General features: G+C 72.0%; 23 protein-coding genes and 1 pseudogene. 18 read left to right on the top strand and 6 right to left on the bottom strand.

The features are described from left to right. The 4 genes from ACLB9X_RS31205 to hutI form a co-directional block, all read left to right on the top strand. A partial coding sequence (locus ACLB9X_RS31205) for a hypothetical protein (RefSeq protein WP_410363784.1) occupies positions 1-192 on the top strand: 192 nt, incomplete at its 5' end. A gap of 2 nt (positions 193-194) precedes the next feature. Next, positions 195-1,424, top strand: a complete 1,230-nt coding sequence (locus tag ACLB9X_RS31200; RefSeq protein ID WP_410363788.1) for an allantoate amidohydrolase — start codon at positions 195-197, stop codon at positions 1,422-1,424. After that, positions 1,415-2,749, top strand: coding sequence for a formimidoylglutamate deiminase (locus tag ACLB9X_RS31195; RefSeq protein WP_410363783.1), 1,335 nt, complete (start codon positions 1,415-1,417; stop codon positions 2,747-2,749). The genes ACLB9X_RS31200 and ACLB9X_RS31195 overlap by 10 nt, the downstream gene beginning before the upstream one ends. Before the next feature lie 256 nt (positions 2,750-3,005). Next, the gene (hutI, locus tag ACLB9X_RS31190) at positions 3,006-4,175 is read left to right on the top strand and encodes an imidazolonepropionase (RefSeq protein WP_410363782.1); all 1,170 of its coding nucleotides are present in this window, start codon (positions 3,006-3,008) and stop codon (positions 4,173-4,175) included. 7 nt (positions 4,176-4,182) lie between these two features. Here the strand turns inward: hutI and ACLB9X_RS31185 are convergent. After that, positions 4,183-4,832 (bottom strand): annotated as a pseudogene (locus tag ACLB9X_RS31185) (hypothetical protein). Between the two features lie 82 nt (positions 4,833-4,914). On the opposite strand from ACLB9X_RS31185, the gene ACLB9X_RS31180 reads away from it, so the two are divergent. Then, a complete protein-coding gene (locus ACLB9X_RS31180) occupies positions 4,915-5,619 on the top strand; it encodes an aspartate/glutamate racemase family protein (protein WP_410363781.1) in 705 nt (234 codons plus the stop codon). Positions 5,620-5,639: 20 nt separating this feature from the next. Here ACLB9X_RS31180 and ACLB9X_RS31175 read toward each other — a convergent pair whose 3' ends face one another. After that, positions 5,640-6,683, bottom strand: a complete 1,044-nt coding sequence (locus ACLB9X_RS31175; RefSeq protein ID WP_410363780.1) for an RNA polymerase sigma factor SigF — start codon at positions 6,681-6,683, stop codon at positions 5,640-5,642. A 283-nt stretch (positions 6,684-6,966) separates the two neighbouring features. On the opposite strand from ACLB9X_RS31175, the gene ACLB9X_RS31170 reads away from it, so the two are divergent. The 6 genes from ACLB9X_RS31170 (at position 6,967) to ACLB9X_RS31145 (ending at position 12,195) form a co-directional block, all read left to right on the top strand. Continuing rightward, on the top strand, positions 6,967-7,335 hold the full coding sequence (locus ACLB9X_RS31170; protein ID WP_410363787.1) for an STAS domain-containing protein: 369 nt from the start codon (positions 6,967-6,969) through the stop codon (positions 7,333-7,335). Positions 7,336-7,502: 167 nt separating this feature from the next. Beyond that, on the top strand, positions 7,503-8,009 hold the full coding sequence (locus ACLB9X_RS31165) for an ATP-binding protein (RefSeq protein WP_410363779.1): 507 nt from the start codon (positions 7,503-7,505) through the stop codon (positions 8,007-8,009). A 154-nt stretch (positions 8,010-8,163) separates the two neighbouring features. After that, positions 8,164-8,829, top strand: a complete 666-nt coding sequence (locus ACLB9X_RS31160) for a peptidase (RefSeq protein ID WP_410363778.1) — start codon at positions 8,164-8,166, stop codon at positions 8,827-8,829. Next, positions 8,790-9,767 carry a hypothetical protein gene (locus ACLB9X_RS31155; RefSeq protein ID WP_410363777.1) on the top strand — a complete coding sequence of 326 codons (978 nt, stop codon included), beginning with the start codon at positions 8,790-8,792 and terminating at the stop codon, positions 9,765-9,767. The genes ACLB9X_RS31160 and ACLB9X_RS31155 overlap by 40 nt, the downstream gene beginning before the upstream one ends. A 2-nt stretch (positions 9,768-9,769) precedes the next feature. Continuing rightward, a complete protein-coding gene (locus ACLB9X_RS31150) occupies positions 9,770-10,792 on the top strand; it encodes a hypothetical protein (protein WP_410363776.1) in 1,023 nt (340 codons plus the stop codon). Positions 10,793-10,806: 14 nt separating this feature from the next. After that, positions 10,807-12,195, top strand: a complete 1,389-nt coding sequence (locus ACLB9X_RS31145) for a hypothetical protein (protein WP_410363775.1) — start codon at positions 10,807-10,809, stop codon at positions 12,193-12,195. Between the two features lie 60 nt (positions 12,196-12,255). Here the strand turns inward: ACLB9X_RS31145 and ACLB9X_RS31140 are convergent, their stop codons facing one another. Further along, positions 12,256-13,755 (bottom strand): peptide MFS transporter, encoded by a 1,500-nt coding sequence (locus ACLB9X_RS31140; protein ID WP_410363774.1) that lies wholly within the window; start codon positions 13,753-13,755, stop codon positions 12,256-12,258. A 334-nt stretch (positions 13,756-14,089) separates the two neighbouring features. On the opposite strand from ACLB9X_RS31140, the gene ACLB9X_RS31135 reads away from it, so the two are divergent. Together ACLB9X_RS31135 and ACLB9X_RS31130 are read left to right on the top strand one after the other, a co-directional pair. Further along, on the top strand, positions 14,090-14,767 hold the full coding sequence (locus tag ACLB9X_RS31135; protein ID WP_410363773.1) for a response regulator transcription factor: 678 nt from the start codon (positions 14,090-14,092) through the stop codon (positions 14,765-14,767). A gap of 36 nt (positions 14,768-14,803) precedes the next feature. Next, positions 14,804-16,072, top strand: coding sequence for an ATP-binding protein (locus ACLB9X_RS31130; protein WP_410363772.1), 1,269 nt, complete (start codon positions 14,804-14,806; stop codon positions 16,070-16,072). A 124-nt stretch (positions 16,073-16,196) separates the two neighbouring features. Here ACLB9X_RS31130 and ACLB9X_RS31125 read toward each other — a convergent pair whose 3' ends face one another. Beyond that, positions 16,197-16,724, bottom strand: a complete 528-nt coding sequence (locus ACLB9X_RS31125; RefSeq protein ID WP_410363771.1) for a GtrA family protein — start codon at positions 16,722-16,724, stop codon at positions 16,197-16,199. Between the two features lie 174 nt (positions 16,725-16,898). On the opposite strand from ACLB9X_RS31125, the gene ACLB9X_RS31120 reads away from it, so the two are divergent. The 3 genes from ACLB9X_RS31120 to ACLB9X_RS31110 are packed head-to-tail and all read left to right on the top strand — an operon-like array spanning position 16,899 to position 19,771. Further along, positions 16,899-18,038 (top strand): 5-(carboxyamino)imidazole ribonucleotide synthase, encoded by a 1,140-nt coding sequence (locus ACLB9X_RS31120; RefSeq protein ID WP_410363770.1) that lies wholly within the window; start codon positions 16,899-16,901, stop codon positions 18,036-18,038. Between the two features lie 5 nt (positions 18,039-18,043). After that, the gene (purE, locus tag ACLB9X_RS31115; RefSeq protein ID WP_410363786.1) at positions 18,044-18,565 is read left to right on the top strand and encodes a 5-(carboxyamino)imidazole ribonucleotide mutase; all 522 of its coding nucleotides are present in this window, start codon (positions 18,044-18,046) and stop codon (positions 18,563-18,565) included. A gap of 6 nt (positions 18,566-18,571) precedes the next feature. Continuing rightward, the gene (locus ACLB9X_RS31110) at positions 18,572-19,771 is read left to right on the top strand and encodes a dipeptidase (protein WP_410363769.1); all 1,200 of its coding nucleotides are present in this window, start codon (positions 18,572-18,574) and stop codon (positions 19,769-19,771) included. A 148-nt stretch (positions 19,772-19,919) separates the two neighbouring features. On the opposite strand, the gene ACLB9X_RS31105 is transcribed toward ACLB9X_RS31110, so the two are convergent. Next, the gene (locus ACLB9X_RS31105; RefSeq protein WP_410363768.1) at positions 19,920-20,282 is read right to left on the bottom strand and encodes a VOC family protein; all 363 of its coding nucleotides are present in this window, start codon (positions 20,280-20,282) and stop codon (positions 19,920-19,922) included. A gap of 83 nt (positions 20,283-20,365) precedes the next feature. Between ACLB9X_RS31105 and ACLB9X_RS31100 the strand changes: the two genes are divergently transcribed. Beyond that, positions 20,366-20,869: a CGNR zinc finger domain-containing protein gene (locus tag ACLB9X_RS31100; RefSeq protein ID WP_410363767.1), complete on the top strand. Its 504-nt coding sequence runs from the start codon at positions 20,366-20,368 to the stop codon at positions 20,867-20,869. A 140-nt stretch (positions 20,870-21,009) separates the two neighbouring features. On the opposite strand, the gene ACLB9X_RS31095 is transcribed toward ACLB9X_RS31100, so the two are convergent. Beyond that, complete coding sequence (locus ACLB9X_RS31095; protein WP_410363766.1) at positions 21,010-22,347, bottom strand: UDP-glucose dehydrogenase family protein; 1,338 nt, start codon at positions 22,345-22,347, stop codon at positions 21,010-21,012. A 176-nt stretch (positions 22,348-22,523) separates the two neighbouring features. Between ACLB9X_RS31095 and ACLB9X_RS31090 the strand changes: the two genes are divergently transcribed. Continuing rightward, a complete protein-coding gene (locus tag ACLB9X_RS31090) occupies positions 22,524-23,681 on the top strand; it encodes an acyl-CoA dehydrogenase family protein (RefSeq protein WP_410363765.1) in 1,158 nt (385 codons plus the stop codon). Positions 23,682-23,711 lie beyond the last annotated feature (30 nt).

Here is a 23,711-nt window from a genome sequence, read left to right as displayed (position 1 = left end):
CTGGCGACGGTCGCGGACGGCACCCGGGTCGCGGACGGCACCCGGCTGGCGGGGGCGAAGGTCCGCCGGGTGCTGACCAACGACCCGGGCATGGGCGTCATCCGTCACGTCGACGCCGGCTACGACATCGCCGACACCGTCGCCACCGACAAGGGCGTCCGCATCCCCATGCGCGAAGGCGACCAGGCGTGACCATGTCGTTCCACGAGATGTGGCGGGAGCTCGCGCCCATCGGCCGCAACGCCGACACCGGCGGATACCGCCGTTACGCGTGGACCGAGGCCGACCGCGAGTGCCGCGCATGGTTCCGCGCGCAGGCCGAGGCGCGCGGGCTCGCCTACGAGACCGACCGCAACGGCAACCAGTGGGCCTGGCTCGGCGACCCCTCGGCGGGTGACGCCGTCGTCACCGGCTCGCACCTCGACTCCGTCCCCGACGGCGGGGCCTTCGACGGGCCGCTCGGCGTCGTGTCGTCCTTCGCCGCCCTCGACGAACTCCGTAACAGGGGTGTGGAGTTCACCCGGCCGATCGCCGTCACCAACTTCGGTGACGAGGAGGGCGCCCGGTTCGGGCTCGCCTGTGTCGGCTCCCGGCTCACCGCCGGGCAGCTGACGCGGGAGGCCGCGTACGAGCTGCGCGACGGCGACGGGATCAGCCTGCCCCAGGCGATGGAGGCCGCCGGACACGACCCGGCCGCCATCGGTCCCGATCCCGAACGGCTCGCCCGCATCGGTGCGTTCGTCGAGCTGCACGTCGAGCAGGGCCGCGCACTCGCGGCACTGGACAGCGGCTCCGTCGCGGGGACGGGCCACGCGGTCGGCATCGCCTCCGCGATCTGGCCGCACGGCCGGTGGCGCTTCGACTTCCGCGGCGAGGCGAACCACGCCGGCACCACGCGCCTCGTCGACCGGCGCGACCCGATGCTGACGTACGCGGAGACCGTGCTCGCCGCCCGCCGTGAGGCGGAACTCGCGGGCGCCGTCGCCACGTTCGGCAAGATCTCCGTCGAGCCGAACGGCGTCAACGCCATCCCCTCCCTCGTCCGCGGCTGGCTCGACTCGCGCGCCCCCGACCAGGCGGCGCTCGACACCGTCGTCACGGCGATCGAGCACGCCGCGAAGGAGCGCGCGGACCGCGACGGAGTGGACCTGACCGTCGTACGGGAGTCGTTCACCCCAGTGATCGACTTCGAGCACGCGCTGCGCGACGAGCTCAACAGGATCCTCGGCGGTGCCGTGCCGGTCCTCGGCACGGGCGCCGGACACGACGCCGGAATCCTGTCCGCGTCCGTTCCGACCGCCATGCTGTTCGTACGCAACCCCACAGGGGTCTCGCACTCCCCGGCGGAATTCGCGTCCGAGGACGACTGTGTGGCCGGGGTGATCGCACTCGCCGACGTACTGGAGGGTCTGGCGTGCAGGTGACCTACTGGCTGGAACACGCCTGGCTCGGCACCCGCGTCGAGCCGGGCGTGGCCCTGGACGTGCGTGACGGCACCATCGCGGCCGTCCGCACGGGCGTCGATGCTCCGCCGCCGGGAGCGGAGGTCCTGCGCGGACTCACCGTCCCCGGCCTGGCGAACGCCCACTCGCACGCCTTCCACCGCGCGCTGCGCGGCACGGTCCAGGTGGGTAGCGGCACGTTCTGGACCTGGCGCGAGGTCATGTACCAGGTCGCGTCCCGGCTGACCCCGGAGACGTACTTCACGCTGGCCCGCGCGGTGTACGCCGAGATGGCGCTCGCCGGGATCACGGCCGTCGGCGAGTTCCACTACGTCCACCACGCGCCCGGTGGCACGCCCTACGCCGATCCGAACGCCATGGGCGAGGCCCTGATCGCGGCCGCGGCCGAGGCGGGCATCCGCATCACGCTGCTCGACACCGCCTATCTGTCCTCAGGCTTCGGTGAGCCGCCGAACGAGCACCAGCTGCGCTTCTCCGACGGCACGGCGGGCGCCTGGGCCGAGCGGGCGGACGCCCTGAAGGACGGCGACCACGTACGCATCGGAGCGGCGATCCACTCCGTACGGGCCGTCCCCGCGCAGCAGTTGTCGACGGTCGCCGCCTGGGCGTCCGCGCGCAACGCGCCCCTCCACGTCCACCTCTCCGAGCAGACCGCGGAGAACGACGCCTGCCTCGCGGCGCACGGCGTGACACCGGCCCGGCTGCTCGCCGACCACGGCGTCCTCGGCCCCCGCACCACCGGGGTGCACAACACGCACCTCACGGACGAGGACATCGCGCTGCTGGGCGGCACGGCGACGGGCACCTGCATGTGCCCCACGACGGAACGCGACCTCGCCGACGGCATCGGACCCGCCCCCGCGCTCCAGGCCGCCGGCTCGCCGCTGTCCCTCGGCAGCGACAGCCACGCGGTGATCGACCTGTTCGAGGAGGCGCGGGCGATGGAGCTGAACGAACGGCTCCGTTCGCGTACGCGCGGCCACTGGACGGCGGCGGCGCTGCTGCGCGCGGCGACGGCGGACGGCCATGCCGCACTGGGCTGGCCCGACGCGGGCCGCCTGGAGCAGGGTGCGCTCGCGGACTTCACCACGATCACGCTGGACTCGGTACGGACGGCCGGACCGGTGCCGGCCCTGGGCGCGGAGACGGCGGTCTTCGCGGCGGGCGCGGCGGACGTGCGCGACGTGGTGGTGGGGGGCCGCCGCGTGGTGCGCGGGGGCGCGCATGTGCGGGTGCCGGATGTGGGGGCGGCGCTGGGGGAGGCGGTGTCCGCGCTGCGCTCGTGACGTTGCTTGTCCCCCACCCCGCCCCTTCCCGGAACCGGGGGCGCTGCCCCCGGACCCCCGCGCCTCAATCTCCCCCTACGGCCTGGCGGCCGTGGGTGGGGGTCCCCCCCGGCGAAGCCAGGGGAGTGCCCCCAGCGGGGCTCCAAAAGAGCCCGGCCGGCGATTGAGGCCACCGCGCGAAGCGCGTTGCGGGGCCCGGGGCTTGCCCCGGTTCGGGAAGGGGGGTGGGGAAAAGAAACCTCCCGAAAGGACCCCCATGACCACCACCCTCGTCACCAACATCGCCACCCTCGTCACCAACGACCCCGCCCTCGGCGACGGCACCCCCCTCGGCCTCGTCGAGGACGCCGCGCTCGTCATTGACGGCGACCGCGTCGCCTGGGCCGGGGCCGCCAAGGACGCGCCCGACGCCGACCGGCGGCACGACGCCGGCGGCCGCGCCTGCATCCCCGGCTTCGTGGACTCCCACTCGCACCTCGTCTTCGCGGGCGACCGCACCCAGGAGTTCAACGCCCGCATGTCCGGCCGGGCCTACTCCGCCGGCGGCATCCGCACCACCGTCGCCGCCACCCGCGCCGCGAGCGACGACGAACTCGAGGCCAATCTCACCCGGTATCTCGACGAGGCCCTGCGCCAGGGCACGACCACGTTCGAGACCAAGTCCGGTTACGGGCTGACCGTCGAGGACGAGGCCAGGGCGCTGCGGATCGCCGCCCGGCACACCGACGAGGTGACGTACCTCGGCGCGCACGTCGTCTCCCCGGACTACGCCGACGACCCGGCGGCCTACGTCGCCCTCGTCACCGGCGCGATGCTGGACGCGTGTGCGCCGCACGCGCGCTGGGTCGACGTGTTCTGCGAGAAGGGCGCGTTCGACGGGGACCAGGCGCGTGCGGTGCTGACCGCGGGCAAGGCGAAGGGCCTCCTGCCGCGCGTGCACGCCAACCAGCTCAGCTACGGCCCGGGCGTGCAGCTCGCCGTCGAGCTGGACGCCGCGTCCGCCGACCACTGCACCCACCTCACGGACGCGGACGTCGACGCCCTCGCCAACAGCGCGACCGTCGCGACCCTGTTGCCGGGCGCGGAGTTCTCCACCCGCGCCGAGTGGCCCGACGCGCGCCGGCTGATCGACGCAGGCGCCACCGTCGCGCTGTCGACGGACTGCAACCCGGGCTCGTCGTTCACGTCCTCGATGCCGTTCTGCATCGCGCTCGCCGTGCGCGACATGGGGATGACGCCCGACGAGGCGCTGTGGTCCGCCACGGCGGGCGGCGCGGCGGCCCTGCGCCGTACGGACGTCGGCCGCCTTGCGCCCGGGTCCCGCGCGGACCTCGCCCTGCTGGACGCCCCGAGCCACGTCCATCTCGCCTACCGCCCGGGCGTGCCGCTGGTGCGCGAGGTCTGGCGGGCCGGGAAGCGGATCTAGCCGTCCGCTACGGCAGCAGGTGCGCGTAGCTGCGCGGGTGCTCGGCCAGGTACTCGCGCAGCGACTGCGCCGGGTGCCCGGTCAGCCGCGGCACCGCGTCCGAGACCAGGGCCATCTCGCCGGCGCCCATCGCCTCGTACGAGGTGACCCAGCCCGTCACCTCCCACTCCTCGGCGCCGAAGCCGGCCCGCGAGGCGTAGGCCTCGTCCTCGGACTCGGGGTGGTAGCGCACGGTGCGGCCGGCGGCGCGGGTCAGTTCGGCCGCGGCCTCGGCGAGGGAGAACGCGGTGGGGCCGGTCAGGTCGTACACCGCGCGGTCGTGCGGACCGGGCCCGTCGAGGAGGACGGCCGCCGCCGCGTCGGCGATGTCGTCGTGGGCGACGGCGGCCACCCTCCCTTGCCCGGCCGGGGCCGCGCAGCACCCCGTCCCTGCCGGTCATCGCCAGGGTGTCGGCGCCGTCCAGGGCCCGCCGCATCGCCTCGCCGTCGCCGTCGCCGTACGAGGCCGGGGGGCGCGGCGACCGCGCCGGGCAGGTCGGGCAGCCGGGCCGGATCACGGCCCACCAGCCGGGTCGCGACGCCCGCCGCGGAGAGCCTGGCCGCCACCCGGCCGCCGACGCGTCCGCTCGCTCCGGTGACTGCGATGACAGGAGGCATGACGGGTGTCCTCTCGTGAGCCGGGGTCCAAGTGTCACGGGCGGACGCGCCCGCTCGGGCCGCGACATGCGACAGTGACCCGATGCGAACCATCGGACTGATCGGCGGCATGAGCTGGGAATCCAGCGCGGAGTACTACCGGCTCCTCAACGAGCTCGTACGGGAACGGCTCGGCGGGCTGCACTCCGCCAAGTGCGTTCTGCATTCCGTGGACTTCGCGGAGATCGAGGCACTGCAGGTCGCCGGCGACTGGCAGCGGGCCGGTGACATCCTCGCCGAGGCGGCCAAGGGTCTGGAGGCGGCGGGCGCGGACCTGCTGCTGATCTGCACCAACACGATGCACAAGGTCGCGGGCCAGGTTGAGGACGCGGTCGGCGTGCCGCTGCTGCACCTCGCGGACGCCACCGCCGCGGCCGTGCGGGCGAAGGGCCTCACCACCGTGGGCCTGCTGGGCACCGCCTTCACGATGGAGCAGGACTTCTACCGTGACCGGCTGGCCTCCCACGGCCTGACGGTCCGCACTCCGGACGCCGCCGGTCGCGCCCTCGTCCACCGGGTGATCTACGAGGAGTTGTGCCTCGGAGTCGTCCGCGAGGAGTCCCGCGCCGCCTACCGGCGGGTCATCGGCGAACTCGTCTCGGCGGGCGCACAGGGCGTCGTCCTGGGCTGCACGGAGATCGAGCTGCTGATCGGGGCGGGCGACAGCCCAGTGCCGGTGTTCCCGACGACGCGGCTGCACGCGGAGGCGGCGGTGACGGCCGCGCTGGAACCCCCCGCCGCCCCGTAACGGACTCCTCCTCCAAAGGTTCACTCCTCCAGAGTGAGCCCCTTGCGCAGCTTCACCAGCGTCTTCGTGAGCAGCCTGGACACGTGCATCTGCGAGATGCCGAGCTCCTCGCCGATCTCGGACTGCGTCATGTTCGCCACGAACCGCAGGCTGAGGATCTCGCGGTCCCGCTGCGGGAGTCCCGCGATCATCGGCTTGAGCGACTCGACGTACTCGATGCCTTCGAGGCCGTGGTCCTCGTAGCCGATGCGGTCGGCGAGCGCGCCCTCGGTGTCGTCCTCCTCGGGCTGGGCGTCCAGCGAGCTCGCGGTGTACGCGTTGGTCGCCGCCATGCCCTCGACGACCTCGTCCCGGCTGATGCCGAGGCGTTCGGCGAGTTCGCCGACGGTGGGCGTGCGGTCCAGCTGCTGGGAGAGCTCGTCACCGGCCTTCGCGAGCTCCAGCCGCAGTTCCTGCAGCCGCCGCGGCACCCGCACCGACCAGGACGTGTCCCGGAAGAAGCGCTTGATCTCGCCGATGATGGTCGGCATCGCGAACGTCGGGAACTCGACGCCCCGCGTGAGTTCGAACCGGTCGATCGCCTTGATCAGGCCGATGGTGCCGACCTGGATGATGTCCTCCATCGGTTCGCTGCGCGTGCGGAACCGTGAGGCGGCGAACTTGACCAGGGCCAGGTTGAGTTCGACCAGCGTGTTGCGGACGTAGGCGTACTCGTGCGTGCCCTCTTCGAGGACCGTGAGCCGCTCGAAGAGCGTCTTCGACAGCGCTCGCGCGTCCAGCGAGTCCACCTCGTCGAAGGGCGGAATCGCCGGCAGATCCGGAAGGTCTTCCTCCAGGCCCGTGGGGTGCTGTCCTGCAGCCGAGGCTGCGGCCTCAGTGGCGGCGGCCTCGACCGCGTCGGCGGCCTCGACCGCCGCGTCGGTCGCGGCGGCTGCCTGCGCTGCGTCGGTCGCGGCGGCGTCGCCGGTCCCGGCGGGGTCGTGAGCGGTCGTACGGGCGGGGTGTGCCGACGGCGCGTCGGGGGTACGCGGTGCGTCGAGCCGGGGTGACATGGTCTCCTCCATCGTTCTCGGCATATGGCTGCCGATGCCATGCATGCTGCTGCGGTGAGCGGCGCCTCCAAAGCCGGCCGTGTCGGGTGTGTCCTTACTAGCCCTACCGGCTCGGCGGGGACGATGGCAAGTGGCGTATGTCATGTATGTCCGCATTGCGGGGTAGTTCGGGTACCGGTGGACGCGGGGAGGGCGTAGGGTTCGACGGGTGCCCGGCGCCGCCCAGGGGGTGGCGTGTGACGTGTGGCACGAAACGGTGGACGACGCAGCGAACGACACGGCGAAGAGGGACGGCATGGACCGCGAGACGGTCGGCAGCGTGAGTCGGGGCCGGCTTCAGGTCGAGGTTCGGACCGAGGGCCGCAGCGAGATTGTGCAACCGGCGGGTGAGCTGGATCACCACACCGCCGACCTGCTGCGTGCGCCCTTGGACGAGGCGATCGGACGAGGTCGTGTACGCCTGGTGATCGACTGCTCACGCCTCGATTTCTGCGACTCCACCGGGCTCAATGTTCTGCTGAGTGCCCGGCTCAAGGCCGAGGCCGGTGGGGGAGGGGTCCATTTGGCCGGGATGCAGCCCGTGGTGGCGAGGGTTTTCGAGATCACCGGAGCCGAGGCGGTCTTCACCGTGCACGACTCCCTCGAAGCGGCCCTGTCCGACTGAGTCCGGGCCGGCCGTCCGCCCCTGTAGTCGGCGTCACGTATGACGTGCCGACCCAGGGGGTGTTGTCACGATTCGGCCGGGCAGGAGAACCCCGCAGAATGTTGAACGTCTGACACTCTGCGTACTGAATCCATGGCGAACCGGTGAATCGGTGAGGTGAAGCGCTGATGAGCACCACCCGGCAGGAACAGCCGGGCGATCTCGGCCCCGAGCCGGGAGCCGCCGCCGCGGCGCCGACCGTGCCCGTGTCCGGCGCACCGGTCGGCGGTGCGCTGCGCAGCCTCGCGCTCGGCAGTGCCAGCGGGATCGTTCCGCTCGCCCGCGACTTCACCCGGCAGGCGCTCCACGACTGGGGCTGGCTTCCTGCGGGGACGGCGGATCGCCGGGCGGCGGCCGAGGACGTGCTGCTCGTCGTCTCCGAACTGGTCACCAACGCCTGTCTGCACGCCGAGGGCCCCGAGGAGCTGCGCATCGGCTGCGACGGGAAGGTCCTGCGCCTGGAGGTCACCGACCGCGGCACGGGCCAGCCCGCGCCGCGCACCCCGCACCGCGCGGGACGGCCCGGTGGTCACGGAATGTTCATCGTCCAACGACTCTGCCTCGACTGGGGAGTTGTGCGGAGGCCCGGTTCACCGGGGAAGACGGTCTGGGCCGAACTCGCCGCGCCCGCGTGAGCGTTCGCGGGCCGTAGCCGCATCTCTTGTGGAGCACGCCGATACGGCGTGCTCTTTGTCTTCCCTCCCCAGGGCCCCCGGCGTACCTTGAGCCCCCCGATCTGATGTGCCGTCAGTAACGGCGTCAGTCCATGTGCGCACGAGGGGAACCGAGGTGTCGTACCGGAACCGCAAGCGGACAGCTCTCGCGGCGGCAGCCGCCGTGGCGGGCTCGGCGGTGCTGATCGCCGCCCCCGCCGCGCAGGCCGCCGTCGTCGACGTCGACTACCAGTGCCGGACCCCGATCGGCCCCAAGGGCGCGGTCTCGCCGATCGACATCAGAGCCGAGAAGAGCGGCAGCGCCTACCGGCTCACGATGTCCTTCCGCAAGGGCGTCTCGTCCAGCCCGATCGAGCTGGGCAAGGGCGCGATGAACCCGAGCGCGGTCATCGAGGTGGGCGGCGCGGACCCCGGAGAGGTGCGGGTGTCGGGTCCGGCCAACGCCGCGGCCATCCCCGCCGAGACGCCCATCAAGATCAACGATCTGTCGGGCACCTACACGCCGCGCAGGAGCGGCAAGGTCACCTTCACCGCGGGCGTGCTGACGATCAAGGCGCTCGGCACGACGACCACGTGCACGCCGCGCAACAACCCGGGACCGTCACTGGAACTCGACGTCACGGCGGCGGGCGGTCCGGCGTCCGCGTCCTCGCAGCTCCCGAGGACGGGCCCGCTGGACTCTGCCATGGCGCTCGGCACGCTCGGCGGGACGGTGCTGCTCACCGGTGCCGCGGGAGTCCTGTGGCTGACCCGGCGCGGCGGCGGCCGGGCCGCGGGCTGACCGTGCGGGCCGCGCTCGCGCTCGTCCTCGCGCTCACGGCGGCGCCGCCACTCGTCCCGGCGGCACCTCCGGTGGCGCTTGCGGCCGCACCGTCCGCTGCACCTGCTGCCGCAGCTCCGTCCGCCGGACCTCCGGGGACGGCGGCGTCGGAAGCACCCCCCGCGACGGCGGCGTCCACCGTACCTCCCGCGACCGCGGCGTCCGGGGCATGGGCGCCGGACCGCGCGTACCTGTACCTGGAGGGTGCGCCCGGCGCCGTCCTGGAGGACCGGCTCGCGGTGAGCAACCGGGCCGCCGAGCCGCTCACCCTGCGCCTGCGGGCCCACGCGGCCGGGCCGTGGATCGCGCTCGCCGCCCGTACGGTCACCGTCCCCGCCCGCACCCGTGCGGAGGTCCCCTTCACCGTCACCCTCCCCGCGACCACCCCGCTGGGCGGGCAGACGGCGACGATCACGGCGTCCGGCGCCGGGCGCGAGGAACCGGTACTGCTCCATCTGCGGGTGCAGGGGCCCCTGTTGGCCGCCCTCACCGTCGAGGACGTGTCGTACGAGGAGGGCTCGATCCGCTACGCCCTCGTCAACAGGGGCACCACGCCGCTGAGGCCACGTGTGGCGTTCCGCGCGGACGGGCTGTTCGGCGAGGTCCTCAGCCGCCCCGCCCGCGTACGGGCCGAACTGCCCCCGGGCCGCCGGGTCACCCTTTCCGAACCCTGGTCCGACCCGCCGCGCCTGGACGCGGTGGACATCCGCGTGACGGCGAGCGCGCCGGGAGCCGTGCGGGCCGAGGCGACCGCCTCGCGGACGTTCGCGGCCGGGCCGGCGCCGGCGGCGCTGCTGACGAGCGCGGTGACGGCGGCCCTGGTCCTCGGACGCCGCGTGCTGCGCCGCCGCCGTGGCCGTACCGACCCCGAACGCCGACCGGCGGGAGCAGGAGCCTGACCATGCAACGTGCCGTGCCCACCGCCCTGTTGGCCGCCCTGCTCCTGATCCTGCCCGCCGCCCCCGCCCTCGCCGCCCCCGCGCTCGGTGCGTCGACCGTGCCCACGCCGACCGTCGAGCTGTCCGCGTCCCAGGCCGGCAAGGGCGGGGACCTCACCGTCAGCGGTGCCGGGTGGCCGGCGAAGACCCTGCTGATCCTGCTGATCTGTGGAAAGTCGTCGCCCGGCACGGGTGTCATCGGCGGCACCAACTCCTGCGCCAACGCCGACGGACGCGCGGTCACCACCGACTCCGAGGGCGCCTTCGAGAAGAAGCTGCCGGTCGCCGAGCCGCCCGAGCCGTGCCCCTGTGTCGTGCACGTCGCCACGGTGACGGGTGAACAGCGGGTGGTGGACGCGGAGTTCGTCGTCGCGGGCCACCCCACCGCACCGCTTCCCGAGCAGACCGGCGACGGCCGCCTCGCCGTCCTCACCCCCACCGGTCTGCGGGGCGCATCGGGCCTGCTGGTCCTCTTCGGCGCACCGCCCTCCCGCACGCTCGAGTTCACCGTCGGCAATCTCGGCACGACGCCCGTGAAGGACCCCGTCTTCCAGGTCGGCACGGCCCACGGGGTGTTCGCGCCCCAGTGGGAGGAGCAGCAGTGGCGCGGCACGATCAAGCCGGGGGAGAAGGCGCGGATCGAACTGCCCGTCCAGCTCGCGGCAGGTGCCCACGGCGACTACGCGGTCTCGGTGAAGTACGGCGGCAAGGTCGTCGCCGAGCAGCCCTGGGGCGTCGGCCGGCCCTGGGGCGTGACCGTCTTCTGGGTCCTGCTGGCACTGGTGGTGCCCACGGCGCTGTTCCGCATCGGCATGGCGGTCGTCGACCGCGTCCGGCCGCCGGGCTCGCGGCACGCCCGCCGCACCGGCCGGGCCCATCCGCCTGCCGCCCCCTCGACCACCACGGCGGCCCCGCCGTGGTGCACCGCTGACTCCGCACCGTCAGAGAACCGGACCGACCGGCCCACGACGAAGGGACATTCGTGAGTACGCAACGGAGGATGAGCGCGGCCGGGATCGCGTTGATGCTCGGCGGCGCGGGGATCCTGCTGGCCGCGAGCCCCGCACAGGCCGCCGAGGTCTCGTACGCGACGGAATGCATTCCGCCGCCGATCTCCGGCCTGCCACCCGTCCAGGGCACGACCACGGTGCAGATCACCGCGCCGGCGGAGGCCAAGGTGGGCGACCAGGTCGAGGTGATCTGGAAGACGGTCCAGGCCGCCTCCAAGAACCCGGACGTCCTGGATCTGGAGAAGGACACGGTCAAACCGACCGGCACGATCACCCTCGGTGGCGCCGCCACGGGCGAACTGGCGATGGAGGGCCCCCGGCAGAACCCGCCGATCCCCAAGAACAGCCCCATGGTGCTGCCCGAGATGAAGGGCACGCTGAAGCTGGAGAAGGCGGGCGAGGTCACGCTGACACCGGGGCCGTACGCCATCAACGTCTCGAAGCCGATCCCGACGGACACCACGTGCGCGCCGAAGGAGACGGTCCAGGTCGGAGCGACGATCACGGTGTCGGACGGCAGCGGCTCGACATCGGGCGGCACGAGCTCCGGCGGCACGACCTCCGGTGGCACGACCTCCGGCGGGACGACGAACGGCGGAACGAGTTCGGGCGGAACGAGCTCCGGCGGCACCACGAGCGGCGGAGACTCCGGCGGCTCCGGCGGTACGTCGGGCGGCTCCGGCGGTACGTCGGGCGGCTCCGGCGGTACGTCCGGCGGCGGAGGCGGTGGCCAGACGGACTTCGAGGGCAAGGAGGTCCAGGTCGCGTACGAGTGCAAGACCCCCATCGGCGACAAGAACGCCGTCTCCCCGGTGCGTATCAACGCCGAGAAGAACGGCGGCGACTACGGCATCACCGTGAAGTTCTCGAAGTCCGTCATGGACAGCCCGGCCGACATCCCCAAGGACTCGGTCAAGCCGTCCATGGAGGTGAAACTCGGCGGCGCCGACAAGGGCTTCGTCCATGTCGAGGGGCCGACGAACAAGGAGCCCATCAAGGCGGGCGACCCGATCGAGATCCCCGACCTGACGGGCACGTACAAACCCGGTGCCACGGGCCGGACGACGCTGAGTCCCGGCGTCCTCACGGTCAAGGCGCTCGGCACGACCACGACCTGCACCCCGCCGGCCGACGTGCCGTTCTCCCTCGAACTCGACACCTCGGCCCAGCCGGGCGGAGCGGCCGGCGGCGGCTCCACCGGTGGCTCCGCGGGCGGCGGCACCAGCGGCGGGGGCGGCACGAGCGGCGGCCTGGCCCAGACCGGCGCCGAGGACACCGCGACCCTGCACGCCCTGGGCCTGGTGGCCGGCACGGTGATCCTGCTGGGCGGCGCGGTGTTCACGTTCACGCCGTGGCAACGCCTGCGCGGCGCCCGCTGAACGACGGAGGGCCGCCGCACCGAATCGGTGCGGCGGCCCTCCGTGCGCGTACGGGGCGTGTCAGTGCACGCCGCCCATGAGCGGCTGCACCTTCCTGCGGTACATGAAGATCGCGACACCCGCGAGCACCGCGAGCGCACCCTGGCTGGCGAACCACCACTCGGTGTCCGTCGGCGCGCCCAGCAGCTGGAGCAGGGCGATGACCGAGTCGCCGGCGGTGACGGCCAGGAACCAGACACCCATCATCTGGGACGCGTACTTGGCGGGCGCCAGCTTCGTCGTCAGCGACAGGCCGACCGGGGAGAGGGTCAGCTCACCCACGGTCTGGATCAGGTACACGGAGCACAGCCACAGCGGGGTGACCATGACACCGCCCGCGGAGGCGGCCTGGGCCAGCATCATCACGAAGAACGAGGCGCCGATGAGCACCAGGCCCTGCGTGAACTTGACCAGCGTGCTCGGCTCCTTGGAGCGGCGGGCCAGGGCGACCCACAGCCACGCGAAGACCGGGGCGAGCGCCATCACGTACAGCGGGTTCAGCGACTGGAACCAGCTGGCCGGGAAGTCGAAGCCGAACAGGGTGCCCGAGGTGTTGTTGTCGGCGAACAGGCTCAGCGTGGAACCGGTCTGGTCGTAGATGCCCCAGAAGACGGCGGCGGCGACGAAGAACCAGACGTACGCCGACATCCGGGAGCGCTCGACGGGCTCCAGGTCGGGGTCGCGCTTGACGCGGAACAGGTACCAGGCGGGCAGGACGAGACCCAGGATGGTCAGCGGCCACAGCACCCAGTCGATGCTGAACGAGCCCGAGAGGCCCACGACGCCGTAGGCGGCGGCCGCGACGGCGAGCCAGATCAGGGCCTTCTTGATGATGCCGGCGCGCTCGGCGTCGGACAGCGGGGCGGGCACCCGGCTGGACTCCGGGGCCAGGTTGCGGAAGCCCAGGAAGAAGAAGGCGAGACCGAAGGCCATGCCGATACCGGCCATGGCGAAGCCGTAGTGCCAGTTGATCTTCTCGCCCACGTAACCGATGGTCAGCGGGGCGACAAAAGCACCGAGGTTGATGCCCATGTAGAAGATCGTGAAGCCGCCGTCACGGCGCGGGTCGTTCTTGTCCCGGTAGAGGTGGCCGACCATCGTCGAGATGTTGGCCTTGAGCAGTCCGGAACCGGCGGCGATGAGCGCCAGGCCGATGAAGAACGAGACCTGCATGGGCAGCGCCAGCATGAAGTGGCCGATCATGATGATCGTGCCCGAGACCGCCACGGTCTTCCGCGCGCCCCACAGCCGGTCACCGAACCAGCCGCCCGGCAGGGCGAGCAGGTAGACCATGGCGTTGTAGACGGAGTAGATGGCGACGGCGGTAGCCGTGTCGAAGCCGAGTCCGCCCTTGGCCACGGAGGCCGACAGGTAGAGAACGAGCAGAGCCCGCATGCCGTAGAAGCTGTAGCGCTCCCACATCTCGGTCATGAAGAGATTGGCCAGACCGCGGGGGTGGCCGAGGAACGTCTTCTCGTAGCCAGCGTTACTGGCCGAGTCCCTCGTCAGGCTGGACGCCATGTCGATCCTTGCTTGCTCGGGACGCGGCGCTTCGTGAGCGGGGACGCGCCCGGTGAGGTCACTTCTCGCTGCCGTCAAGGCGGCAGAACAACCCTTTGCAGAATTGAGACCTTTGGCACACGGGTGATGCCAAAGGTCCCCAGTCGCTACTTCAGGCGTCTCGCCACCATACGGCACGACAGTGTGGCATATGGAAGGACTTGAGAGATGGATCACAGGCGAACAGGGAACCATCTGCCCTGAATCGAAGGTCGCAACCAGGATCGCATCCCTGAGTCGGAGCCCTTGTGGATCACGCCCCGGCGGCTGCTCCATGCGGACTACCATCACCTTCATGACCCGTGTACTGCTCGCCGAGGACGACGCATCCATCTCCGAGCCACTGGCCCGAGCCCTGCGCCGCGAGGGCTACGAGGTGGAGGTGCGCGAGGACGGTCCGAGCGCGCTCGACGCAGGACTCGCGGGCGGGGTCGATCTCGTCGTGCTCGACCTCGGACTGCCCGGCATGGACGGCCTGGAGGTCGCCCGGCGGCTGCGCGCCGACGGGCACACCGTGCCGATCCTGGTGCTGACCGCGCGCGCCGACGAGGTGGACACCGTGGTCGGTCTCGACGCGGGCGCCGACGACTACGTCACCAAGCCATTCCGCCTCGCCGAACTGCTCGCCCGGGTCCGGGCCCTGCTCCGGCGCGGCGCCACCGAGCCCGCGCCCGCCCCCGCGACGCACGGCGTGCGGATCGACGTCGAGTCGCACCGCGCCTGGATGGGCGAGGAGGAGCTCCAGCTCACCGCCAAGGAGTTCGACCTGCTGCGCGTCCTCGTGCGCGACGCCGGCCGGGTCGTCACCCGCGACCAGCTGATGCGCGAGGTCTGGGACACCACCTGGTGGTCGTCGACCAAGACCCTGGACATGCACATCTCCTGGCTGCGCAAGAAGCTCGGCGACGACGCGGCCAACCCCCGGTACATCGCGACCGTGCGCGGCGTCGGCTTCCGTTTCGAGAAATCCTGATACGCAAGACTCCATGAGTCCTGACCCGCAGACACCATGCGCCGCCGTCTGATCAACTCCACGCTCGCCGTGGTGCTCGTCGTCATCGCCGTCTTCGGCGTCTCGCTGGTCCTCGTCGAGACCCGCACCATCAGCAGCAGCGCGCAGGAGAGCGTGGACTCGGAGGCGCTGCGTCTGGCCAGCATCGTCGACAGCAGGCTGGTCGGCGGCGAGCCGGTCAATCCGGACATCATCGCCCAGCAGGGCGATGTCACCCGCTACGCCGTGATCCGCATCGCGGGCCGCGACCCCATCGAGATCGGCAAGCGTCCCGGCGGCAGCGTCATCCGCGGCACCGCCGAGGGCGAGCGGAACTTCACGGTCACCGTGGAGGAGTCCCGCTCGGTGGTGACGCGCGAGGTCGGCCGGTCGCTGCTGATCATCGGCGCCGTCGCGCTGGTCGCCGTCGTCGCGGCCGTCCTGCTCGCGGTACGGCAGGGAAACCGGCTCGCCGCGCCCCTCACCGATCTCGCCGAGACCGCCGAGAGACTCGGCTCCGGCGACCCCCGGCCCCGCCACCGGCGCTACGGCGTCCCCGAACTGGACCGGGTCGCCGACGTCCTGGACGCCAGCGCCGAGCGGATCGCCCGCATGCTCACCGCGGAGCGCAGGCTCGCCGCGGACGCCTCCCACCAGCTGCGCACCCCGTTGACCGCGCTGTCGATGCGGCTGGAGGAGATCACGGTCACCGACGATCCCGAGACCGTGAAGGAGGAGGCGAGCATCGCGCTGAACCAGGTCGAGCGGCTCACCGACGTCGTGCAGCGGCTCCTGACCAACTCGCGCGACCCCCGGATCGGTTCCGCCGTCGCCTTCGACCTCGACGAGGTCGTCAAGCAGCAACTGGAGGAGTGGCGCCCGGCCTACCGCAGCGCGGGCCGCGCGATCGTCCACTCCGGGCGGCGCGACATGCGGGCCGTCGGCACCCCGGGCGCGGTCGCCCAGGTGCTCGCCGCGCTCATCGAGAACTCGCTCATGCACGGCGGCGGCACGGTCGCGGTACGGACTCGGGTGACCGGCAACCAGGCCGTCGTCGAGGTGACGGACGAGGGGCCCGGCGTCCCGGCGGACCTCGGGGCCCGCATTTTCGAGCGGACCATCAGCGGCCGCAACTCCACGGGCATCGGCCTGGCCGTGGCACGGGACCTCGCGGAGGCGGACGGCGGCAGGCTGGAACTGCTCCAGCTGCACCCGCCGGTCTTCGCCCTGTTCCTGAGCAGGGTCGCGCGCAACCGCAAGGACGAGGGCAGACCGACGGTGCGGTGACGCGGCCGGACGGTGAGCCGGATCGGACGGTGAGCCGGGGCCGGACGGTGCGGCGACGCGGCCGGACGGTGAGCCGGATCGGACGGTGAGCCGGGGCCGGACGGTGCGGCGACGCGGCCGGGGGTCAGCGGGCGACGCGGTCCGGCACCGGGTCCGCCACGGGCTCCTGCCCGCTCCGCGCCGGCCGCCGCTCCACGAGCGCCCCGGGCTGCTGCACGGGCAGCGCCCGGAAGACCCAGGTGCGGTACGACCAGAACCGGAACAGCGTCGCTATCCCGATGCCGAGGAACTTGAACAGGTTGTTCTGCAGCGTGGTGTTCCAGCCGAAGCCGTACGTCGCCGCGTACAGGATGCCGTGCTCGATCACCAGGCCGACCCCGCTGAACGCCAGGAACAGCGTGAGCTCCCGGGTCCGGCCGCTCCGGTCGCGGTCACGGTAGGTGAAGTGGCGGAAACCCAGGTAGTTGAAGCAGATCGCGACGAGCGTGGCGATGATCGACGCCCGGACGACCGGGATCTCGGTCGTGCTCCGCACCAGGTTGAAGACCCCGAGGTTGACGAACACGCCCGCGCCGCCCACCGCGCCGAACTTGGCGACCTCACGCGCGAGCTGCCGCACCTGCCCGCGCAGTCCTCCGCCTCGTTCACTCATGGGGGGATCAGCCTCATCGGATCGGCAGCGTCGAGCGGCAGCGTCGACACCGCCATGCTAACCAGCGGCTCCCCGGGCCGCCCGGGAGTCCTGAGAAGGGTGTGACGGCCGCTACACCGGTTGTCGGAACATACGGCGGACAGGGCCGGTCGGCTCGGCGGATACCCTGAAGGGGTGACGTTCCCGGTAGTCGGCATGGTCGGCGGCGGTCAGCTCGCCCGCATGACCCACGAGGCGGGTATCCCCCTCGGCCTGAAATTCAAGCTCCTCAGTGACACTGCCCAGGACTCGGCGGCCCAGGTCGTCAGCGATGTCGTCATCGGCGACTACCGCGACCTGGACACCCTCCGTGCGTTCGCGCGCGGCTGCGACGTGATCACGTTCGACCACGAGCACGTGCCCTACGAGCACCTGCGAGCCCTGGAGGCCGACGGCATCCCCGTCCGGCCGGGCTCCGAGGCGCTGGTGCACGCCCAGAACAAGGGCGTGATGCGCGCGAAGCTCATGGAGATCGGCGCGCCCTGCCCACGCCACCGCATCGTGACGGATCCCGCCGACGCGGCCGCGTTCGCCGAGGAGGGCGCGGGCTTCCCGATCATTCTCAAGACCGTGCAGGGCGGCTACGACGGCAAGGGCGTGTGGTTCGTCCGTACGCAGGCGGACGCCGAGGCCCCCTTCAAGGCCGGTGTGCCGGTCCTCGCCGAGGAGAAGGTCGACTTCGTCCGCGAGCTCGCGGCGAACATCGTCCGCTCCCCGCACGGCCAGGCCGTCGCCTACCCCGTCGTCGAGTCGCAGCAGGTCGACGGCGTCTGCGACACGGTGATCGCGCCCGCCCCCGGCCTGTCGGACGAGCTGGCCGGCGAGGCGCAGCAGCTGGCGCTGCGTATCGCCACGGAGCTCGGCGTCGTCGGCCATCTCGCTGTCGAGCTGTTCGAGACGACGGACGGGCGGCTGCTCGTCAACGAGCTCGCGATGCGCCCGCACAACTCCGGCCACTGGACCCAGGACGGCGCGGTCACCTCGCAGTTCGCCAACCACGTCCGCGCCGTGCTCGACCTGCCGCTCGGCGACCCGCGCCCGCGTGCCACGTGGACCGTGATGTGCAATGTTCTCGGTGGCGACTACCCCGACATGTACGCGGCCTATCTGCACTGCATGGCGCGGGACCCGCAGCTGAAGATCCATATGTATGGCAAGGACGTGAAGCCCGGCCGCAAGGTGGGGCACGTCAACACTTACGGCGACGACCTGGACGACGTGCTCGAGCGCGCCCGCCACGCCGCCGGCTACCTGCGAGGAACGATCACCGAGTGAGCAGCATGAGCCCCGTCGTCGGCATCGTCATGGGATCCGACTCCGACTGGCCCGTCATGGAACTGGCCGCGCAGGCCCTCGACGAGTTCGAGATCGAGTACGAGGTCGACGTTGTCTCCGCACACCGCATGCCCCGCGAGATGATCGCGTACGGTGAGGAAGCCGCCGGCCGGGGGCTCAAGGCGATCATCGCGGGCGCCGGGGGTGCGGCCCACCTGCCGGGCATGCTCGCCTCCGTCACCCCGCTGCCCGTCATCGGTGTCCCCGTTCCGCTGAAGTACCTGGACGGCATGGACTCGCTGCTGTCGATCGTGCAGATGCCGGCCGGCGTCCCCGTCGCCACCGTCTCGGTCGGCGGCGCGCGCAACGCCGGCCTGCTGGCCGCCCGCATCCTCGCCACGCAGGACGAGGAGCTGCTCGGCCGGATGCGCGAGTTCCAGCAGGAGCTGAACGACCAGGCCACGGAGAAGGGCAAGCGGCTGCGCGCCAGGGTCGGAGGTGCGGAGTCCTTCGGCTTCGGGAAGTAACAGCCCATGGACACCCCCACCGACCACCTCCGCCGGGCGCGGGAGCTGCTCGCCGCCCACCCCGTCGTCGACGGCCACAACGACCTGCCGTGGGCGCTGCGCGAGCGCGTCCGGTACGACCTGGACCGGATGGACATCGCCGGTGACCAGACGGGCCGCCTGCACACCGACATCCCGCGGCTGCGCGCCGGCTGCGTCGGCGCGCAGTTCTGGTCCGTGTACGTGCGCAGCGACATGGCGGGCGACGAGGCGGTCAGCGCCACGCTGGAGCAGATCGACGTCGTCGACGAGCTGATCACCCGCTACCCGGCGGACCTCGTGCGGGCGCTCAGCGCCGAGGACATGGAGATCGCCCGCGCGGAGGGCCGTATCGCCTCCCTGATGGGCGCCGAGGGCGGCCACTCCATCAACAACTCCCTCGCCACACTGCGCGCCCTGTACGCGCTGGGCGTGCGCTACATGACGCTCACGCACAACGACAACGTCGCGTGGGCGGACTCGGCGACCGACGAGCCGGGTGTGGGCGGCCTGTCCCCGTTCGGCCACGAGGTCGTCCGCGAGATGAACCGCCTCGGCATGCTCGTCGACCTCTCGCACGTCGCCGCGACGACGATGCGCGACGCGCTCGCCACCTCGGCGGCGCCGGTGGTCTTCTCGCATTCCTCGTCCCGCGCGATCTGCGACCACCCCCGCAACGTCCCCGACGACGTGCTGGCCCTGCTGCCCGCCAACGGGGGCGTCGCGATGGCCACCTTCGTCCCGAAGTTCATCCTGCCCGCGGCGGTCGAGTGGACCCGGGCCGCGGACGAGAACATGCGGGCGCACGGGCTGCACCACTTGGACACCACACCCCAGGCGATGAAGATCCACAAGGCCTTCGAGGCCGCGCACCCGAGGCCGGTCGCGACCGCGGCGACGGTCGCGGACCACCTCGACCACATGCGCGAGGTCGCCGGCATCGACCACATCGGCATCGGCGGCGACTTCGACGGGACGGCCTTCACTCCGGCCGGCCTCGACGACGTGGCGGGCTACCCCAACCTGATCGCGGAGCTGCTCGGCCGCGGCTGGTCGGACGCCGACCTGGCCAAGCTGACCTGGAAGAACGCGGTCCGCGTGCTGCGCGCCGCCGAGGCCGTGGCCCGCGATCTCCAGGACCGGCGCGGCCCGTCCCACGCGACGATCGACCAGCTCGACGGGGAATGACGGACGGGGGCGCGCCGCCGCTCGGCGGCGCACCTCCGAACGCACCCTCCGCCGCGACGGGTGGGGTCTTGTGCCACGGCCGGCGTACGGCACGGGCCGACGAACCGGGGCCCGACGCCGTACGAAACGGACGCAGAGGACTCCGGACTCAGCAGGCGCAGAGACAGAACGGGTGCCCGGCCGGGTCCGCGTACACCCGCCAGGTCCGCTTGCGGTCCGCCGCGTCCAGCACGGTCGCGCCGATCGCCAGGACCTGCTCCTCCGCCGCGTCCATGTCCTCGACGGTCACGTCGAGGTGGAACTGCTGCGACTCCGTGGGCGACGGCCACTTCGGCGGCACGTGTCCGGGCGACAGCTGAAAGGCGAGGGGCGCGCCCGGCACACCCTTCAGGTCGACCCAGCCCTCGCCGTCGTCCTCGATCTCCCCGCCGAGCAGCTCGGCGTAGAAGCGCCCGAGCGCGACCGGGTCGGGACAGTCCAGGACGACGGCTCCGAGTTTCGCGATGCTCATGCTTCCTCCTCGATGTTACCTCTATGCGCCTTCAACCGGTAACGGTTACTGCATGGTCCCGCATAGGGGGTAACGTCGCAAGCATGAATGACAGGCCCCCCGCACCCGGCGGCCTCGCGCTGATCGAGGCCCTGGTCAACACGCTGGACGTCGAGAGCGGTGCGGACAGCCTGGAGACGCGGGAGGCTCTTGCGCGATTCGCCCTCACGCCGCAGGACGTCCCCGCGGCCCGCGTCCTGCGCGAGGCGCTGCGCGAGGCGTGCCTGGCCCACGCGGGCCACGGGACGTCGACGGCACTCGACGCCCTTCTCGCCGACGCGCCCCTGCGCGTCACGGTGTCCCCGTCCGGCGAGGCCGCGCTGCGCCCGTCGGGACCGACGACCCTGCTCACGCGCGTCGCCGAGGCGGTCGCGGCGGGGGCGGCGGACGGCACATGGCTGCGGCTCAAGGCGTGCGAGGCCGAGGACTGCCAGTGGGCGTATTACGACCGCAGCCCGGCGGCCCGCAGCCGCTGGTGCTCCATGGCGGTGTGCGGCGCCCGCACCAAGATGCGCACGTACCGCGCGCGCCGCGCAGGTGCGGAGTGACGGGGGTCAGGCCCGCGCCCGCCGTACTCGGCGCATGAACTGACGGGGGCTCAGCCCGCGCGCTGTGCAGCGGGCGTGGGCCGACTGGGCGCGGCTCGCGCCCGCCGCGCTGCGGGCGCGAGGCTCGCCCCCGGACCCGGTCAGGCCCGCGGGCGGCCCATGGCGCGGTACGTCCAGCCGGCGTCGCGCCACTGGTCGGGGTCGAGGGCGTTGCGGCCGTCCAGGAGGATCGGGGTCGTCACGACCGCCCCCAGCTCCACCGGGTCGAGGTCGCGGAACTCGCGCCACTCGGTCAGGTGCAGCACCACGTCCGCGCCGCGCACCGCCTCCAGCGCCGAGTCGGCGTAGCCCAGCGTGGGGAAGAGCCGACGGGCGTTGTCCATGCCCTTGGGGTCGTAGACGGTGACCTGGCCGCCCTGGAGGTGGATCTGGCCGGCGACGTTGAGGGCGGGGGAGTCGCGGACGTCGTCGCTGTCGGGCTTGAAGGTGGCGCCCAGCACCGCCACCCGCTTGCCGAGGAACGAGGTGCCGCCGACGGCCTCCCGGGCCAGCTCGACCATGTGGCCGCGGCGGCGCATGTTGATGGAGTCGACCTCCCGCAGGAAGGTCAGCGCCTGGTCCGCGCCCAGCTCGCCGGCGCGCGCCATGAACGCCCGGATGTCCTTGGGCAGGCAGCCGCCGCCGAAGCCGACACCGGCCCGCAGGAACTTCCTCCCGATGCGCTCGTCGTGCCCGATGGCCTCCGCCAGCTTCGCCACGTCACCGCCGGCGGCCTCGCAGACCTCGGCCATGGCGTTGATGAAGGAGATCTTGGTCGCGAGGAAGGAGTTGGCGGCGGTCTTGACGAGTTCGGCGGTGGGGAAGTCGGTCACGACGAAGGGCGAGCCCTCGGCGACGGGCGTCGCGTAGACCTCGCGGAGCAGCTTCTCGGCGGCTTCGCTGCGCACGCCGACGACGATGCGGTCGGGGTGCAGGGTGTCGTCGACGGCGAAGCCCTCGCGCAGGAACTCCGGGTTCCACGCCAGCTCCACGTCGCCCGGGGCCCGCTCGTCGAGCAGGGCCGCCAGCCGGTCGGCGCTGCCGACGGGCACCGTGGACTTGCCGACGACCAGGGCGGGACGGGTCAGCCGGGGGGCGAGGGAGGCGAAGGCCGCGTCGACGTAGGACATGTCACAGGCGTACTCGCCGTGCTTCTGCGGCGTGTTCACGCACACGAAGTGGACGTCGCCGAACTCGCCGACCTCCTCCCACGACGTGGTGAACCGCAGCCGCCCGGTCGAGCCCTCGATCCCGGCGACGTGCTTGCGCAGCAGCTCCTCGAGACCGGGCTCGTACATCGGCACGCGCCCCGCCGCCAGCATCTCGATCTTCTCCGGGACGACGTCCAGCCCGAGGACCTCGAATCCCAGCTCCGCCATTGCCGCGGCGTGCGTGGCACCGAGGTAGCCGGTGCCGATCACCGTGATCTTGAGGGCCATACGGAAGCTCCAGTGCTGATGCGGGCGAAGGTCCGCGCCCGAGCATATCGGCCGGGCCGGCGGTCCCCCCGTCGCCGGATCACCGCGCTGTCGGCAAACTCACGTAGGCCACGGTCGCCCTCGGCGTCTAAAATTGGGTTACTTAACGGTAGTTAGCTCTTGGGGAGTGAGAGACCTTGGCTGGATCGGCCGATTTCGATCTGTACCGCCCGTCCGAAGAGCACGACATGCTCCGCGCAACGGTCCGCTCCCTCGCCGAGGCGAAGATCGAGCCGTTCGCCGCCGCCGTCGACGAGGAGGCGCGCTTCCCGCAGGAGGCGCTCGACGCGCTCGTCGCCGCCGACCTGCACGCCGTGCACGTACCGGAGACGTACGGCGGCGCGGGTGCCGACGCGCTCGCCACGGTCATCGTGATCGAGGAGGTGGCCCGCGCCTGCGCGTCCTCGTCCCTGATCCCCGCGGTGAACAAGCTGGGCTCGCTCCCCGTGATCCTCTCCGGCTCCGAGGAGCTGAAGAAGAAGTACCTGGGCCCGCTCGCCAAGGGCGACGCGATGTTCTCCTACTGCCTCTCCGAGCCTGACGCGGGCTCGGACGCGGCCGGCATGAAGACCAGGGCGGTGCGCGACGGCGACTTCTACGTCCTCAACGGCGTGAAGCGCTGGATCACCAACGCCGGCGTCTCCGACTACTACACGGTCATGGCCGTCACCGACCCCGAGAAGCGCTCCAAGGGCATCTCCGCGTTCGTCGTCGAGAAGTCCGACGAGGGCGTGTCCTTCGGCGCGCCCGAGAAGAAGCTCGGCATCAAGGGCTCGCCGACGCGCGAGGTCTACCTCGACAACGTCCGCATCCCCGCGGACCGCATGATCGGCGCGGAGGGTACGGGCTTCGCGACGGCGATGAAGACCCTGGACCACACCCGCATCACGATCGCGGCCCAGGCGCTCGGCATCGCGCAGGGCGCGCTCGACTACGCCAAGGGCTACGTCAAGGAGCGCAAGCAGTTCGGCAAGCCGATCGCGGACTTCCAGGGCATCCAGTTCATGCTCGCGGACATGGCGATGAAGATCGAGGCCGCTCGGCAGCTGACCTACGCGGCCGCCGCCAAGTCCGAGCGCGGCGATGCCGACCTGACCTTCCAGGGCGCGGCGGCGAAGTGCTTCGCCTCCGACGTGGCGATGGAGGTCACCACGGACGCGGTCCAGCTGCTCGGCGGTTACGGCTACACCCGTGACTACCCGGTCGAGCGGATGATGCGCGACGCCAAGATCACGCAGATCTACGAGGGCACGAACCAGGTCCAGCGCATCGTGATGGCGCGCAACCTGCCGTGACCCGCTGCCAACGGACGACGGCCCCGGCAA

Source organism: Streptomyces sp. 5K101 (assembly GCF_046506645.1).
Lineage (GTDB): Bacteria > Actinomycetota > Actinomycetes > Streptomycetales > Streptomycetaceae > Streptomyces.
This window is presented reverse-complemented; position numbering and strand designations above follow the sequence as displayed.

Bases quoted from the DNA above. Each gene is read 5' to 3' on its own strand.
- ACLB9X_RS31105 (WP_410363768.1), bottom strand. From the start codon at position 20,282: ATGAGCATCGCGAAACTCGGAGCCGTCGTCCTGGACTGTCCCGACCCG.
- ACLB9X_RS31130 (WP_410363772.1), top strand. From the start codon at position 14,804: ATGCGCCGCCGTCTGATCAACTCCACGCTCGCCGTGGTGCTCGTCGTC.
- ACLB9X_RS31100 (WP_410363767.1), top strand. From the start codon at position 20,366: ATGAATGACAGGCCCCCCGCACCCGGCGGCCTCGCGCTGATCGAGGCC.
- ACLB9X_RS31140 (WP_410363774.1), bottom strand. From the start codon at position 13,755: ATGGCGTCCAGCCTGACGAGGGACTCGGCCAGTAACGCTGGCTACGAG.
- ACLB9X_RS31180 (WP_410363781.1), top strand. From the start codon at position 4,915: ATGCGAACCATCGGACTGATCGGCGGCATGAGCTGGGAATCCAGCGCG.
- ACLB9X_RS31170 (WP_410363787.1), top strand. From the start codon at position 6,967: ATGGACCGCGAGACGGTCGGCAGCGTGAGTCGGGGCCGGCTTCAGGTC.
- ACLB9X_RS31200 (WP_410363788.1), top strand. From the start codon at position 195: ATGTCGTTCCACGAGATGTGGCGGGAGCTCGCGCCCATCGGCCGCAAC.
- hutI (WP_410363782.1), top strand. From the start codon at position 3,006: ATGACCACCACCCTCGTCACCAACATCGCCACCCTCGTCACCAACGAC.
- ACLB9X_RS31125 (WP_410363771.1), bottom strand. From the start codon at position 16,724: ATGAGTGAACGAGGCGGAGGACTGCGCGGGCAGGTGCGGCAGCTCGCG.
- purE (WP_410363786.1), top strand. From the start codon at position 18,044: ATGAGCCCCGTCGTCGGCATCGTCATGGGATCCGACTCCGACTGGCCC.
- ACLB9X_RS31150 (WP_410363776.1), top strand. From the start codon at position 9,770: ATGCAACGTGCCGTGCCCACCGCCCTGTTGGCCGCCCTGCTCCTGATC.
- ACLB9X_RS31110 (WP_410363769.1), top strand. From the start codon at position 18,572: ATGGACACCCCCACCGACCACCTCCGCCGGGCGCGGGAGCTGCTCGCC.
- ACLB9X_RS31175 (WP_410363780.1), bottom strand. From the start codon at position 6,683: ATGGAGGAGACCATGTCACCCCGGCTCGACGCACCGCGTACCCCCGAC.
- ACLB9X_RS31095 (WP_410363766.1), bottom strand. From the start codon at position 22,347: ATGGCCCTCAAGATCACGGTGATCGGCACCGGCTACCTCGGTGCCACG.
- ACLB9X_RS31165 (WP_410363779.1), top strand. From the start codon at position 7,503: ATGAGCACCACCCGGCAGGAACAGCCGGGCGATCTCGGCCCCGAGCCG.
- ACLB9X_RS31145 (WP_410363775.1), top strand. From the start codon at position 10,807: ATGAGCGCGGCCGGGATCGCGTTGATGCTCGGCGGCGCGGGGATCCTG.
- ACLB9X_RS31135 (WP_410363773.1), top strand. From the start codon at position 14,090: ATGACCCGTGTACTGCTCGCCGAGGACGACGCATCCATCTCCGAGCCA.